The following is a 14,195-nucleotide window of genomic DNA, read 5'->3' as shown; positions in this document are numbered from 1 at the left end:
GCGCGCCGCGGCGCCGGGCTGCGCAGCCCCCGGGCGACCCCGCCCGCGGGCCGGGCGGTCCCGCGGGATTACGGCCGGGCTTCGAGGGGGTCGGTCTCCGGTCCGGCCGGCCCGTTCTGCACCGCCCGCGCGGCGTCCGGCCCGCCGGAGGCGGAGGCCACGGCCGGCGCGGGCCGGCTCTCCTCGGCGGCCAGGGCTGGCCGGGGCTGGTCCGTCCCGGCGGCCACGACGGTCCGGTTCTCGACCGTCTCGGCGACCACGACGGTCCGGTTCTCGCCCGTCTCGGCGACCGCCACGGCCCGCTTCTGGTCCGTCTCGGCGGCCACCACGGCCCCCTTCTGGTCCGTCTCGGCGACCACGACCGCCCCGGTCTGCTTCGCCTCCGCCGCAGCCGCGGCGAGGGTGCGGGCGTTGCGGTGGCCGGTGCGCAGGGCGTCCCAGGTGAGCAGGGTCAGCGCCAGCCAGACCAGGGCGAAGCCGGCCCAGCGCTCGGGCGGCATGGCCTCCTTGAAGTAGAGGACGCCGAGGAGGAACTGGAACACCGGGGCCAGATACTGCAGCAGGCCCAGCGTGGACAGCGGCACCCGGATCGCGGCGGCGCCGAAGCAGACCAAGGGGAGCGCGGTGACGATGCCGGTCGCGGCGAGCAGCGCCGCGTGTCCGGCACCCTCTGCGGCGAAGGTGGATTCGCCCTGCGCGCCCAGCCACAGCAGATAGCCGAGAGCGGGCAGGAACTGGATCGCGGTCTCGGCGGCCAGCGACTCCACACCGCCGAGGTTGACCTTCTTCTTCACCAGGCCGTACGTGGCGAAGGAGAAGGCGAGGACGAGCGAGATCCACGGCGGGCGGCCGTAGCCGACGGTGAGGACGAGGACCGCCGCCGCGCCGATGCCGACCGCCGCCCACTGCGCGGGCCGCAGCCGCTCCTTGAGGAGCAGTACGCCCATGGCGATGGTGACCAGCGGGTTGATGAAGTAGCCCAGGGAGGCTTCGACGACGTGCCCGGAGTTCACCGCCCAGATGTAGACGCCCCAGTTCACGGTGATCACGGCCGCGGCGACCGTGATCAGGGCCAGCCTGCGCGGCTGCCGCAGCAGCTCGCCGAGCCAGGCCCAGCGGCGGGCGACGAGCAGCGCGGCGGCGACGAAGAACAGCGACCAGACCATCCGGTGGGCGAGGATCTCCACCGCCCCGGCGGGCTTGAGCAGAGGCCAGAACAGGGGGACCAGTCCCCACATCCCGTACGCCGCGAAGCCGTTCAGCAGTCCTATGCGCCGTTCGGCGGCCGACTTCCCGGTCACGGGCCCTCCTTCTTGCCTTGCACCCTGCTCGACGTTCACCTGTGCGAGCGAAAGCTCGCCCGGACGACGGTAACGCCGAAGACCCCCTGCTGTCATGTCCGTATCGGCATACGGTCATGACAGCAGGGGGTGGAGGGGTGCGGGAGGCCCCGGAGGATCAGCCCTTGAGCGCCGCGGCGACGGCTTCGGCGAGCGGCGTGGCCGGGCGGCCGGTCAGCCGGGACAGGTCGCCGCTGTCCACGACCAGCTCGCCCTTGGCGATGGACGCGTCCACGCCCGCCAGCATCGAGGCGACCAGGCCGGGCAGCCCGGCGGCTTCGTGCACCGCGACGCCCACCCGGTGATCCCGCCTCGCGTCGACTACTCCCTCACCGAGCTGGGCCGGGAGGCCGCCGAGCAGGTGCGGGCCCTGGCCCGGTGGACCGAGCTGCGGATGGCCGACGTGGAGCGCGCCCGGCAGGCATACGACGAGGCCCGGACCGCGCGGGCCCGGGCCTCGTAGACGGCGGCTTCAGCCGTCGGGTCAGCCGGGTCAGCCGACGACGGTCCAGGTGTCCCCGCCCGCCAGCAGAGCGGCCAGGTCGCCCTTGCCGTGCTGCTCTATGGCGCTGTCCAGCTGGTCGGCCATCTGCGTGTCGTACACCGGCCGGTCGACCGAGCGGAACACACCGATCGGCGTGTGGTGCAGGGTGTCCGGGTCGGCCAGCCGGGACAGCGCGAACGCGGTGGTCGGCGACGCCGCGTGCGCGTCGTGCACCAGCACCTGCGCCTCGTTCTCCGGCGTCACGGTGACCACCTTCAGGTCACCGGTCTGCGCGTCGCGCACCACGCCCTTCGCGCCGTCGGCGCCGAAGCGGATCGGCTGCCCGTGCTCCAGCCGGATCACCGCCTCCTCCGCCTGCTGCCGGTCCTTGAGAACCTCGAAGGCACCGTCGTTGAAGATGTTGCAGTTCTGGTAGATCTCCACCAGCGCCGTGCCCGGGTGGGCGGCGGCCTGCCGCAGCACCTCGGTGAGGTGCTTGCGGTCCGAGTCGACCGTGCGGGCCACGAAGGACGCCTCCGCGCCGATCGCCAGCGACACCGGGTTGAACGGCGCGTCCAGCGACCCCATCGGCGTCGACTTGGTGATCTTGCCGACCTCGGAGGTGGGGCTGTACTGGCCCTTGGTGAGGCCGTAGATCCGGTTGTTGAACAGCAGGATCTTGAGATTGACGTTGCGGCGCAGCGCGTGGATCAGGTGGTTGCCGCCGATGGACAGCGCGTCGCCGTCACCGGTGACCACCCACACCGACAGGTCCCGGCGGGAGGCCGCCAGGCCCGTCGCGATGGCCGGGGCGCGGCCGTGGATGGAGTGCATCCCGTAGGTGTTCATGTAGTACGGGAAGCGGGACGAGCAGCCGATGCCGGAGACGAAGACGATGTTCTCGCGGGCCAGCCCCAGCTCGGGCATGAAACCCTGCACGGCGGCCAGGATGGCGTAGTCGCCGCAGCCGGGGCACCAGCGCACTTCCTGATCGGACTTGAAGTCCTTCATGGACTGCTTGCCCTCGGCCTTCGGCACGAGGGAAAGAGCCTCGATCGTGCCGGTGCCTTCCCTGGACGTCTCAGCCATCGATGGCCTCCTTCAGAGCCTGTGCGAGCTGCTCCGCTTTGAACGGCATGCCGTTGACCTGGTTGTACGAGGTGGCGTCCACCAGGTATTTCGCCCTGATGAGGGTGGCGAGCTGCCCGAGGTTCATCTCGGGGATCACCACCTTGTCGTACGCCCTCACCACGTCCCCGAGGTTCTTCGGGAACGGGTTGAGGTGCCGCAGATGCGCCTGCGCCACGGACTGGCCGGCCCGGCGCAGCCGGCGCACGGCCGCCGTGATCGGCCCGTACGTCGACCCCCAGCCCAGCACCAGCGTCCGCGCGCCGTCCGGGTCGTCGACCTCGACGTCCGGCACCTCGATGCCGTCGACCTTCGCCTGGCGGGTGCGGACCATCAGGTCGTGGTTGGCCGGGTCGTAGGAGATGTTGCCCGTGCCGTCCTGCTTCTCGATGCCGCCGATGCGGTGCTCCAGGCCCGGCGTGCCGGGCAGCGCCCACGGCCGCGCCAGGGTCTGCGGATCGCGCTTGTACGGCCAGAACACCTCGGTGCCGTCGTCCAGGGTGTGGTTGGGGCCCTGCGCGAACTGCACCCGCAGGTCCGGCAGCTCCTCCAGGTCCGGGATCCGCCACGGCTCGGAGCCGTTGGCCAGATAGCCGTCGGAGAGCAGGAACACCGGGGTGCGGTAGACCAGCGCGATCCGGGCCGCCTCCAGCGCGGTGTCGAAGCAGTCGGCCGGGGTGCGCGGCGCCACCACGGGCACCGGGGCCTCGCCGTTGCGGCCGTACATCGCCTGCAGCAGGTCGGCCTGCTCGGTCTTGGTGGGCAGGCCCGTCGACGGGCCGCCGCGCTGGATGTCCACGATCAGCAGCGGCAGCTCCAGGGAGACCGCGAGGCCGATGGTCTCGGACTTCAGCGCCACACCCGGACCGGAGGTGGTGGTCACGGCCAGCGAACCGCCGAACGCGGCACCGAGCGCCGCGCCGATGCCGGCGATCTCGTCCTCCGCCTGGAAGGTGCGCACACCGAAGTTCTTGTGCTTGCTCAGCTCGTGCAGGATGTCCGACGCCGGGGTGATCGGGTACGAGCCCAGGAACAGCGGCAGGTCCGCCTGCCGGGACGCGGCGATCAGCCCGTAGGACAGGGCGAGGTTGCCGGAGATGTTGCGGTACACACCCGGCGGGAACGCGGTGGCGGCCGGGGCCACCTCGTAGGAGACCGCGAAGTCCTCGGTGGTCTCGCCGAAGTTCCAGCCCGCCCGGAACGCGGCGATGTTCGCCGCCGCGATGTCCGGCTTCTTGGCGAACTTGGACTTCAGGAACTTCTCCGTGCCCTCGGTCGGCCGGTTGTACATCCAGCTCAGCAGGCCCAGCGCGAACATGTTCTTGCTGCGCTCGGCCTCCTTGCGGGTGAGGTCGAACTCCTTCAGCGCCTCGACGGTGAGGGTCGTCAGCGGCACCGGGTGCACGTTGTAGCCGTCGAGGGAGCCGTCCTCCAGCGGGCTGGTCTCGTAGCCGACCTTCTGCATCGCCCGCTTGGTGAACTCGTCCGTGTTGACGATGATCTCCGCGCCGCGCGGCAGGTCGCCGATGTTGGCCTTCAGCGCGGCCGGGTTCATCGCCACCAGCACGTTCGGCGCGTCACCGGGGGTGAGGATGTCGTGGTCGGCGAAGTGCAGCTGGAAGGACGACACGCCGGGCAGGGTGCCGGCGGGGGCGCGGATCTCGGCCGGGAAGTTCGGCAGGGTCGACAGGTCGTTGCCGAAGGACGCGGTCTCCGAGGTGAAGCGGTCGCCGGTGAGCTGCATACCGTCACCCGAGTCCCCCGCGAACCGGATGATCACCCGGTCCAGGCGGCGGACGTCCTTCGCCCCCGCCGCTGTGCGCTGCTCTCCCACGACTGCACCGTCGGCGTGCTCCGCTGGGCTGCTGACCTGGCTGGTCACTGAACTGGACCTCCCTCGAGGCGGCTGTCCGGGCCGGACCCTCCCGCAGGTCCTCCCGGGATCAACCCTACGTCCGTAAGGGTCGCCTTCCTTGAGTGATTCGCATTTTGGACGTGCGTCGCACTTCACACGGCGTACCGGCCGTCCCCAGCCGCCCCTGGATCACCGCTGGTGCGGCGCCCTGGGTGCCTCACAGTCGAAGACGCCGCGGGCACGGCCCACGGTTCGGCCGGACGGGGTCCGAGGACGACGGAGTCTTCAGGAATCTCAGAAGACTCTTCAGGAATCTCAGGAATTGAGATACGTGAGGACGGCCAGCACCCGCCGGTGATCGCCCTCACTGGGAGACAGGCCCAGCTTCAGGAAGATGTTGCTGACGTGCTTCTCCACGGCACCGTCGCTCACCACCAGCTGCTTGGCGATCGCCGAGTTCGTCCGGCCCTCGGCCATCAGGCCCAGCACCTCCCGCTCGCGCGGGGTGAGCCCCGCGAGCACGTCCTGCTTGCGGCTGCGGCCGAGCAGCTGCGCCACCACCTCCGGGTCCAGGGCCGTACCGCCCTCGGCCACGCGCACCACCGCGTCCACGAACTCACGCACATCGGCCACCCGGTCCTTGAGCAGATAGCCGACGCCCCGGCTGGAGCCGGCGATCAGCTCCGTGGCGTAGCGCTCCTCCACGTACTGCGACAGCACCAGGACCCCGAGCCCGGGGTGCGCCTTGCGCAGCTGCACCGCCGCGCGCACGCCCTCGTCGGTGTGGGTGGGAGGCATACGGACGTCCGCCACGACCACATCGGGCAGCTGCCCCCGGTCGTCCAGCTCGGTGATGGTCTTGATCAGCGCCTCGGCGTCACTCACCCCGGCGACGACCTCGTGCCCGCGGTCGGTCAGCAGACGGGTCAGCCCCTCCCGCAGCAACACGGAATCCTCGGCGATGACCACCCGCACCTTGTCCTCCACGCTCTCGACCCCCCGCATCCCCGAACTCATGTGGTCCAGCATTCCAGCTTCCGGGGCGGATGCGGAGGGTCGAGGGGGCGCGCCGGGTGTCCCGGCGGCAGCGACACGGTCCGGCCCCGACGAGATCAATCTCCCAGCGCCGCGGGCACGGGAAGCGTCCAGCTGTCGCTCAAGGCGGTTGCCTCCGCCGCCGCAGTCCGCGGCACCCTCACCGCGAAGGTCCCGCAGATCCCCCTGCCGGCCGTATGCCTCGCCCAGCGGCTGCCGCTGCTGGTGCCGGACCACGTCGAGGTGCGCGCCGACAAGTGCGACGCGCTGCAGAAGCAGGCCGAAGCCAAGGCGGCCAAGGCGAAGGAGGCCGCCGGTGTGGTGCCGACGGGCCCCGATGCCTGGCAGCCGGGCAAACGGAACCTCAGCGGCCGGGACTGGACCACCGGGCGCGGCGCCGCCCCCAAGGCCCCGCCCCGGCTGCGCGCCCCGCCCGGCCGCACCGCCCTGACCGGCCATGTGCTGAAGCTGGACGGCACGCCGCTGGCCGGCGTCACCGTCCGGGTCGGCGCCAGGACCGGCCGCACGGACGCCCGGGGACGCTTCCTGCTGTCCGGCATCAGCCCCGACGCCACCACGCTGGTCGTGGACGGGGCGAGCGCCAGTACGAGGACACGGACGTACGGCCGGTACGACATCCGGATCCACCCGGTCGCCGGCCGGAGCACCGACCTGGGCTTCCCCGTGTGGATGTCCCCCCTGGACACCAGGCACACGGTCACCCTCGGCGCGCCCACGAAGGCCGACGTCACGCTGACCACCCCGAAGATCCCCGGACTTGAGGTACGCCTCCCGAAGGGCTCCGTGGTGCGTGACGAGCACGGGAGGACGGTCACCGAGCTGGGCATCACGGCGATCCCGGTGGACCGCTCGCCCTTCCCGCTGCCGGAGAACAGTGCCGTCCCCGTCTTCTTCACGGTGCAGCCGGGCGGCACCTACATCTTCCCCGAGGGCGCCCAGATCATCTACCCGAACTACACGCACGAAGCGCCGGGCTCCCGCGTCGACTTCCTCGCCTACGACCCGGCGGACAAGGGCTGGCACACCTACGGCCACGGGACCGTCACGCGCGACGGCAAGCAGGTCGTACCGGACCGGAAGACCCGTATCTGGGCCTTCACGGGGGCCATGATCAGCGTCTCCGACGCGATCCCGTTCGACATCTCCCGCGTCGCGGACATCGTCGACTGGCTGTCGGGAGACCCGGTCGACCTGCAGACCGGCCTGCTCACGGACTCCCGCACCGACCTCGCCGTCGCCGACCCGCTGGGCCCGGCCGAGGTCACCCGGACCTACTGGCAGGGCGACACCCGCTCCCGTGCCTTCGGTATCGGCCGTGACCTGTCCTACAACATGTATCTGCACTCCCGGCGCCTGTACAGCGAGGTGGACCTGTACCTGCCGGGCGGCCGGAAGGTGCACTTCATCCGGAAGACGGGCTCCGACTACAGGGATGTCGTCTTCGAGCCGGAAGGCTCCCCCACCGCGCTGGACGGCGCCAGCATCACGCAGCACAAGAGCAGCTGGCACCTGGTGCTGCGGGACGGGACCGAGTTCACCTTCCCCTGGTACGGGCCGCTGAAGGAGATCCGCGACCGTCACGGCAACGCGGTCCGCCTCACCCGGTCCAACGGCACCAAGGGCGACATCACCACCATCACCACCCCCGGCGGACGCTGGATCTCCCTCACGTACGACGACCAGCACCGCGTCACCCGGGCCCGCGACAACACCGGCCGCACGACGTCCTACACCTACGACAGTGCGGGGCGGTTGAAGACGGTCACCGACCCGGCCGGCCAGGTGATGTCGTACACCTACGACGGCACCTCCAACCGCATCAAGACCGCCACGGACGCCCGCGGCGTCGTCTACATGACGAACGCCTTCGACGCCGACGGCAGAGTCACTCAGCAGAGGCTCGCCGAAGGGCAGGTGTACTCCTTCGCCTACACCATGACCGGCCCCGGTCAGGTCACGGCGACGGAGGTGACCCAACCGGGCGGATCCGTCCGCCGGGTGGAGTTCGACGGCTTGGGCTTCGCCGTCAGCGACACCGAGGCCTACGGCACCTCACTGGCCCGCAAGACCGTCTACGAGCGGGGGGCCGCCCACCGCATCATGGCCGTGGTCGATCCTCACGGCCGGCGTACCGAGCTGAAGTACGACGCCAACGGGCATGTCACCTCGGCCGTGGAACTCGCCGGCACCGCCGACGCCCGGTCCTCGGGGACGACGGTGTTCGACGGGCCCTACGACCAGCCCACGAAGATCACCGACTCGCTGGGGCACACCACCGCCTTCACCTACACCGGCACCGGAGACCTCCGGACCAACACCGATCCGGAGGGCCGCAAGACGACCTTCACCCTGGGCGCGGACGGCCAGATCACCTGATAGCTGCCTCCGACCGCCCAGGCCGGCTCGTCCTGGTCGGCTGTGACGATCGCACGCTTGGCGACTTCCGCGGACGTGGCGGGGTTTCCGTACCCCTCGGTGAAGTGGAAGGGGTTGCGCGCCAGTCCCCTGCCGTCCTCCGTGCGGTTCTCCGGCCGGAATCCGTCCAGGCGCCAGCGCACCCGCCACTGGGGCAAGGCCCTCAGTGTCCGCTCCGCCGCCTGCCGGGTGACGCGGGCCGTCGTCCCGGTGATCTGCAGCAGAAGGTCCCCATGGGACTGGGCGGGGTCCAGCACGTCGCCGGCGAATGCCGGCATCTGTCCGAGCTGCCGTGGTCTGCCCGACCGCGAGCCCAGGACCCCTGCACCCAGTGCCGCCCAGGCGGCGATCTCTCCGCCGTCGACCGCGGCGATGGCGCGATGTGCGGCGCGCAGGGCGTCGCGGCGGCGTTCGCCGTCCGCCAGGTCGAGGGAGATCACGCGGGTGTGAGGGAGGGGCGCCGTGCCGCGGAGGTGAGCAGGCTCACGGTCCGGTCGGGTGGGCGTTCCTCGTTGCGCTGCGACGACCAAACCGGCGGTCCCGAGGGCGGCAGCCGTCATGCCGCCGATCACATCCGCATCATCCGGCTGGCGACCGACTTCTGGGACCGTGACAGCATCCGTGAACAGGAGCGCATCATCGGCCGCCGCAGGGACGGCCGGTGGCTGGACGGCACCCCCAGCGACGAGCGGCCCGTCTTCACCGCCGACCCGCACGGCCGAACCACGCCCCTGGACTCCCATGTCCGCAGGGCTGCCCCCGACCGGCGTCGTCCGCCGCCCCTGGTGCGGCGCAGCTACAACTACCGGCGCGGCGCCGACGACCAGGGACTGATCTTCTGCTGCTTCCAGCGCGACCTGGCCAAGGGCTTCGAGGCCGTCCAGCACCGTCTGCGGGGCGAGGCCCTGGCCAAGTACACGCTCACCGTCGGCGGCGGCTACTTCTTCGTCCCGCCGCCCGGGGACGGCTGGCTCGCAGCCCTTACGTGATCAGTTGCTTCACCGGTGAGCACGGGCGCCCGGCCGGCACCAGGGCCGGGCGCCCGACCTCCGGGAAGCCACGCTCAGCGCACCCGCTCCGAGCGCCAGGGCAGTTCCGCCGTGACGCGGGTGGGGCCGCCGACAGGTGAGTCGGTCACCAGTACGCCGTCCACCGCGTCCAGGCGCTCCGCGAGGCCCGCAAGGCCGGAACCCCTGGCCGGGTCGGCTCCGCCGACCCCGTTGTCCACGACCTGCAGCATCAGCCGGTTCCCGGCCCGCCACACCTCGACGCTCGCCGCGGTCGCCCCCGAGTGCTTGCTGATGTTCTGCAGCAGCTCGGAGACGGTGAAGTAGGCGATGCCCTCGATGGCGGGGGCCGGCCGCTCGGAGAGGTCCACCTCCACCTGGACCGGCACCTTGCAGCGGGAGGCCACGGAGGACAGGGCCGCGTCCAGGCCGCGGTCGGTGAGGACCGCCGGGTGGATGCCGCGGGCCAGGTCGCGCAGCTCCTGCAGCGCCGTCTTCACCTCGCCGTGCGCCTCGTCCACCATCCGCGCCGCCGTCTGCGGGTCCTCCCGCAGCTTCTCCTTCGCCAGGCCGAGATCCATGGCGAGGTTCACCAGGCGGGCCTGGGCGCCGTCGTGCAGGTCGCGCTCGATGCGGCGCAGATCGGCGGCGGCCGTGTCCACGACGATGCCCCGGTCGGACTCCAGCTCCACCACCCGCGTCGCCAGCCGGGACGGCCCGAGCAGCCCGTAGACCATCACCCGGTCGACCGTCGTCAGCGCCCGCACGATCCACGGCACGGCCATGGTGATCAGCAGACCCACCAGCGCCGTCACCGTGATCTCGAAGGGGTTGTCCAGATGGACCGTGTGCTGGTCGTCGCCGTAGAGCTGGATGCCGCCCTGCCCGGCGTACAGCGGGAACACCCAGAACCACAGGGGGTAGGTCAGCAGCGTCCACCCCATCGACCAGACGACGGCCGCGACGGTGAAGGCGAAGATCGCCCACGGCATGTGCAGCACCGCGTACAGCAGGGCCCGCCACGACGCCCCGCTCTTGAGCACCGCGCCGATCCACGCCATGAGACCCTGCCGCTTCATCCGCAGCGGCTCCGGCTCGCCGACCTCCAGATCCAGCAGGCCCCGCGCCCGCGCCCGCTCCAGCGCCCCGAGGCCCCGGCAGCCGGCCAGCGCCGCGGCCAGCACCGGCACCCCGAGGAACGTCACCAGCAGACCGGCGCCCAGCGACACCAGGGTGACCGCGTAGGAGAACAGCAGCACGCTGATCGGCAGACTCAGCAGCACATAACCCAGCTCGCGCCAGGTACGTCCCTCGACCGGCGCCCGCAGCGCGGCCGGCAGCCGGTGCCGGCCGCCCGGCGCCCCCGCGTCGAGTCCGTAGCCCGCTTGGTAGTCCGTGGCCATCGGCGTCGTCCTCACTCCTCGTCCGGCGGCTGTGCTGTCGCACTTCAGCCTGCTCCGGCGCAGGTCGCGGGGCCATGGAGTCCGTCGCAGTCTTGGAGCGGGGGTTAACCCCACCCCGCGGGGCAGTTCCGCCCGTGCTGCTTCCGTACGGCCGTGGTCCGTTTCCGTACGGCGTGGTCCGTTTCCGTACGGGCGTGGTCCGTTTTCGTACGGCGTGGTCCGTTTCCGTTGCGGGCGTGCGCTGTGTCCGTACGGCCGTGCTCATATCCGTACGGCCCTGCTCACTTCTTCTCCCGGTCCCGCCAGGGCAGCTCCGCCGTCACCGTCGTGCCGCCGCCCTCCGGCGACTCCAGGACGAACAGGCCGTCCACCGCGTCCAGCCGCTCCGCGAGCCCCCGCATGCCCGTACCGGCGTCGAGGCGCGCACCGCCCCTGCCGTCGTCCTGCACCTGTATGAACAGCCGGGTCCGGGAGCGCCACACGTCGACCGAGGCGGACCGGGCCCCGCTGTGCTTGCTGACGTTCTGCAGCAGCTCGGAGACGGTGAAATAGGCGATGCCCTCGATGGCCGCGGCGGGACGTTCGTCCAGGTCGACCGTCACCTTCACCGGGACCGTGCAGCGGGAGGCCACCGAGGACAGCGCCGCGTCCAGGCCGCGGTCGGTGAGGACCGCGGGGTGGATGCCCCGGGCCAGGTCGCGCAGCTCCTGCAGCGCCAGCTTCACCTCGCCGTGCGCCTCCTCGACCATCGCCGCCGCCGCGTCGGGGTCCTCCAGCAGCTTCTCCTTGGCCAGACCGAGGCCCATGGCGAGGTTCACCAGGCGGGCCTGGGCGCCGTCGTGCAGATCGCGCTCGATGCGGCGCAGATCGGCCGCGGCCGTGTCCACGACCACGCCCCGGTCGGACTCCAGCTCGGCGATCCGCCGCTCCAGTTCGTCCGACGGCGACAGCAGGCCGCGCACCATCGCCCGGTCGGCGTTGGCCAGCACCCGCGCGACGAACGGCAGCACCGGCCACAGCACCAACAGCGAGATCAGCGTGACGGCGAAGGTGAGCACACCCCACGGCAGCCGGATGAACTCGTACAGCACCGCACGCCAGCCCACCGGGTCCTTCACCGCCAGCCACAGCCGCGGCCAGAACCCGCCCGAGCCGTGCAGCGGCAGCCGGCTCGGCTCGTCCACGTGCACGCCCAGCAGCAGCCGGGCCCGCGTCCGCTCGAAGCTGCCCAGCAGCCGCGCCCCCAGCAGGCCGATCGCCAGCAGCGGGAAGCCGATCACCGTCACGGTCAGGCCGAGACCGGTGAGCATCACCGTCACCACATAGGTGAAGCCGACCAGCGAGCACGGGAGGTTCGCCAGCAGGTGGGCGATCTCCTTCCAGGTGTGCCAGTCGTAGGCGAGGCGGGGCGGCGGCGGACGATCGCCGGGGTCGCCGGGGTCGCCGGGGTCGGCGGGCGCCCGTACCGCGGTGCCCGCGGACGGGTCCCGGAGCGGGATGCGTTCGGTCATGCACATCAGCCTGCCCGGCGCCAGGGGCTGCGCGCCATGAGGGCGCCCGCCGAGATCCCCTGAGGAAAACCCCACCCCGCGCATGCCGCAGGGCGACGGGGCTGCTTACCGTGCCTTTATCAGGGCCTAGACTCCCCTGCGTACAGTCGTCGAACAGTTGCGTTCACCAGGCACGGACCAGGACACCAGAGCGGGAGTGAGGGGCGGACGTGCGGGATGCCACCGTCGTCGTCGCGGCGGACTACTTCCAGGCCTACTCGGTCGTCGGGCTGCTCGCCGTCATCGGCGTGCTGTTCGTCGCCGTGGCCTTCGGCGCGGGACGCCTGCTGCGTCCCGTCGTCCCCACCCCCGAGAAGCTCCTGACCTACGAATGCGGCGTCGACCCCGTCGGTGAGGGCTGGGCCCACACCCAGGTCCGCTACTACGTCTACGCCTTCCTCTACGTGATCTTCGCCGTCGACTCGATCTTCCTCTTCCCCTGGGCGACCGTCTTCGCCGCCGACGGCTACGGCGGGACCACCCTGGTGGAGATGTTCATCTTCCTCGGCTTCCTCGCCGTGGGCCTGCTCTACGCATACAGGAAGGGCGTCCTGACATGGACGTGACCCCGGAGCCCATACTGCTGCCCGAGCCGAAGCGGCTGGGCGCCCTGGCGCGCCTGGCCCCGGAGCCGATGAAGGTGGTCCTCAACTGGGGCCGCCGCTACTCGCTCTGGGTCTTCAACTTCGGACTCGCCTGCTGCGCGATCGAGTTCATCGCCGCGTCGATGGCCCGCCACGACTTCATCCGCCTCGGCGTGATCCCCTTCGCGCCCGGCCCGCGCCAGGCCGACCTGATGGTCGTCTCCGGCACGGTCACGGACAAGATGGCCCCGGCGGTCAAGCGCCTCTACGAGCAGATGCCCGAGCCGAAGTACGTCATCTCCTTCGGCGCGTGCAGCAACTGCGGCGGCCCCTACTGGGACTCCTACTCCGTCACCAAGGGCGTCGACCAGATCATCCCGGTCGACGTCTACGTCCCCGGCTGCCCGCCCCGGCCCGAGGCGCTGCTCCAGGGCATCCTCAAGCTGCAGGAGAAGATCGCCCGGGAGTCGCTGGGGGAGCGGTACGAGACGGCCACGGCCGGCCGTCCCTCGGCTGCGGCGCTGCGGAGCGGGCTGGTGCAGCCGCCGACGGCGGGGGAGCCGGCGAAGCCGGCCGGTGCGTCCGGTGACTCCGCGAACCGGGAGTCCGGTGGCGGCTCCGCGGGCGGTCCGTCGGGTGCGTCTGGTGGCGGCTCCGCGGGCGGTCCGTCGGGTGCGTCTGGTGGCGGCTCCGCGGGCGGTCCGTCCGGTGCGTCCGGTGGGAGCGACGGCGACGGCGACGCGGGGGAGGGGGAGACGCGATGACCGTGGTCGGCTGGCTCCCGGCGGAGACCGAGGAGCTGTTCGGTGCTCAGGCCACGGCGGAGGAGTCGTACGACGTCCTGACCGTCGACGTGCCGCCCGCCGACTGGATCACCGCGCTGGAGACCGCACGTGACCGCCTCGGCTGCACGTACTTCGACTGGCTCAGCGCGGTCGACGAGCCGGGTACGGGCATCCGCGTGGCCGCCCATGTCGTCGCCCTGGCACCCGTGCGGCGCCTGCTGATCCGCACCACCGTCCCGCACGAGGACCCGAGCCTGCCCACCGCCGTCGGCGTCTACGCGGGCGCCGCCTGGCACGAGCGGGAGACACACGAGATGTTCGGCGTGGTCTTCACCGGCCACCCGTCCCTCGACCACCTGCTGCTCCCCGAGGGCTTCGAGGGCCACCCCCTGCGCAAGGACTTCGTCCTGGCGGCCCGGGTCGCCAAGGCCTGGCCGGGCGCCAAGGAGCCCGGTGAGTCCGAGCACGGCGGACCCAAGCGCCGCCAGATGCTGCCGCCCGGCGTCCCCGACCCGAACGAGTGGGGCCCGCTCAAGGGCACCCTCCCGCCCGCCCCGGCCCGCCCGGCGCGCGGTGCGGGCAGGGCGG

11 protein-coding genes and 3 pseudogenes are annotated in these 14,195 nt (G+C 71.7%); 6 read left to right on the top strand and 8 right to left on the bottom strand.

The genetic code is table 11. From position 1 onward, the window contains the following. Positions 1-383 precede the first annotated feature (383 nt). Together rarD and ABD207_RS27380 are read right to left on the bottom strand one after the other, a co-directional pair. Positions 384-1,301 (bottom strand): annotated as a pseudogene (rarD, locus tag ABD207_RS27385) (EamA family transporter RarD); the annotation flags it as partial. 157 nt (positions 1,302-1,458) lie between these two features. Further along, positions 1,459-1,614 (bottom strand): annotated as a pseudogene (locus ABD207_RS27380) (KR domain-containing protein); the annotation flags it as partial. On the opposite strand from ABD207_RS27380, the pseudogene ABD207_RS27375 reads away from it, so the two are divergent. Beyond that, positions 1,615-1,803: pseudogene (locus ABD207_RS27375) on the top strand (winged helix-turn-helix transcriptional regulator); the annotation flags it as partial. Positions 1,804-1,833: 30 nt separating this feature from the next. Here the strand turns inward: ABD207_RS27375 and ABD207_RS27370 are convergent. The 3 genes from ABD207_RS27370 to ABD207_RS27360 form a co-directional block, all read right to left on the bottom strand. Beyond that, positions 1,834-2,913 carry a 2-oxoacid:ferredoxin oxidoreductase subunit beta gene (locus ABD207_RS27370; protein ID WP_344015867.1) on the bottom strand — a complete coding sequence of 360 codons (1,080 nt, stop codon included), beginning with the start codon at positions 2,911-2,913 and terminating at the stop codon, positions 1,834-1,836. Beyond that, positions 2,906-4,834 (bottom strand): 2-oxoacid:acceptor oxidoreductase subunit alpha, encoded by a 1,929-nt coding sequence (locus ABD207_RS27365; RefSeq protein WP_344015865.1) that lies wholly within the window; start codon positions 4,832-4,834, stop codon positions 2,906-2,908. The genes ABD207_RS27370 and ABD207_RS27365 overlap by 8 nt, the downstream gene beginning before the upstream one ends. A gap of 288 nt (positions 4,835-5,122) precedes the next feature. Further along, positions 5,123-5,812, bottom strand: coding sequence for a LuxR C-terminal-related transcriptional regulator (locus ABD207_RS27360; RefSeq protein WP_344015891.1), 690 nt, complete (start codon positions 5,810-5,812; stop codon positions 5,123-5,125). 12 nt (positions 5,813-5,824) lie between these two features. On the opposite strand from ABD207_RS27360, the gene ABD207_RS27355 reads away from it, so the two are divergent. Beyond that, on the top strand, positions 5,825-8,239 hold the full coding sequence (locus tag ABD207_RS27355; RefSeq protein WP_344015864.1) for an RHS repeat domain-containing protein: 2,415 nt from the start codon (positions 5,825-5,827) through the stop codon (positions 8,237-8,239). On the opposite strand, the gene ABD207_RS27350 is transcribed toward ABD207_RS27355, so the two are convergent. Continuing rightward, positions 8,149-8,718: a Dyp-type peroxidase gene (locus tag ABD207_RS27350; protein ID WP_344015863.1), complete on the bottom strand. Its 570-nt coding sequence runs from the start codon at positions 8,716-8,718 to the stop codon at positions 8,149-8,151. The genes ABD207_RS27355 and ABD207_RS27350 overlap by 91 nt on opposite strands. A gap of 6 nt (positions 8,719-8,724) precedes the next feature. Between ABD207_RS27350 and ABD207_RS27345 the strand changes: the two genes are divergently transcribed. Next, the gene (locus ABD207_RS27345) at positions 8,725-9,267 is read left to right on the top strand and encodes a hypothetical protein (protein ID WP_344015861.1); all 543 of its coding nucleotides are present in this window, start codon (positions 8,725-8,727) and stop codon (positions 9,265-9,267) included. A 74-nt stretch (positions 9,268-9,341) separates the two neighbouring features. On the opposite strand, the gene ABD207_RS27340 is transcribed toward ABD207_RS27345, so the two are convergent. After that, complete coding sequence (locus ABD207_RS27340; protein ID WP_344015860.1) at positions 9,342-10,688, bottom strand: sensor histidine kinase; 1,347 nt, start codon at positions 10,686-10,688, stop codon at positions 9,342-9,344. Positions 10,689-10,969: 281 nt separating this feature from the next. Continuing rightward, on the bottom strand, positions 10,970-12,199 hold the full coding sequence (locus ABD207_RS27335) for a sensor histidine kinase (RefSeq protein ID WP_344015858.1): 1,230 nt from the start codon (positions 12,197-12,199) through the stop codon (positions 10,970-10,972). Positions 12,200-12,408: 209 nt separating this feature from the next. On the opposite strand from ABD207_RS27335, the gene ABD207_RS27330 reads away from it, so the two are divergent. The 3 genes from ABD207_RS27330 to ABD207_RS27320 form a co-directional block, all read left to right on the top strand. Next, the gene (locus tag ABD207_RS27330; RefSeq protein ID WP_344015857.1) at positions 12,409-12,804 is read left to right on the top strand and encodes an NADH-quinone oxidoreductase subunit A; all 396 of its coding nucleotides are present in this window, start codon (positions 12,409-12,411) and stop codon (positions 12,802-12,804) included. After that, a complete protein-coding gene (locus ABD207_RS27325; protein ID WP_344015856.1) occupies positions 12,795-13,586 on the top strand; it encodes an NADH-quinone oxidoreductase subunit B in 792 nt (263 codons plus the stop codon). Before ABD207_RS27330 ends, ABD207_RS27325 begins: the two co-directional genes overlap by 10 nt. Continuing rightward, positions 13,583-14,195: NADH-quinone oxidoreductase subunit C (locus ABD207_RS27320; protein WP_344015854.1), on the top strand; the 613-nt coding region annotated here is incomplete at its 3' end. The genes ABD207_RS27325 and ABD207_RS27320, both read left to right, overlap by 4 nt.

It is taken from the genome of Streptomyces thermospinosisporus (genome assembly GCF_039526425.1).
Classification (GTDB): Bacteria; Actinomycetota; Actinomycetes; order Streptomycetales; family Streptomycetaceae; genus Streptomyces; species Streptomyces thermocarboxydovorans.
Note: the sequence above shows the minus strand (reverse complement) of the source record. Positions and strands in the feature narration are given on the sequence as shown.

Excerpts from the sequence above, each read along its gene's own strand:
- ABD207_RS27360 (WP_344015891.1), bottom strand. The coding sequence starts at position 5,812 with ATGCGGGGGGTCGAGAGCGTGGAGGACAAGGTGCGGGTGGTCATCGCC.
- ABD207_RS27325 (WP_344015856.1), top strand. The coding sequence starts at position 12,795 with ATGGACGTGACCCCGGAGCCCATACTGCTGCCCGAGCCGAAGCGGCTG.
- ABD207_RS27340 (WP_344015860.1), bottom strand. The coding sequence starts at position 10,688 with ATGGCCACGGACTACCAAGCGGGCTACGGACTCGACGCGGGGGCGCCG.
- ABD207_RS27370 (WP_344015867.1), bottom strand. The coding sequence starts at position 2,913 with ATGGCTGAGACGTCCAGGGAAGGCACCGGCACGATCGAGGCTCTTTCC.
- ABD207_RS27335 (WP_344015858.1), bottom strand. The coding sequence starts at position 12,199 with ATGACCGAACGCATCCCGCTCCGGGACCCGTCCGCGGGCACCGCGGTA.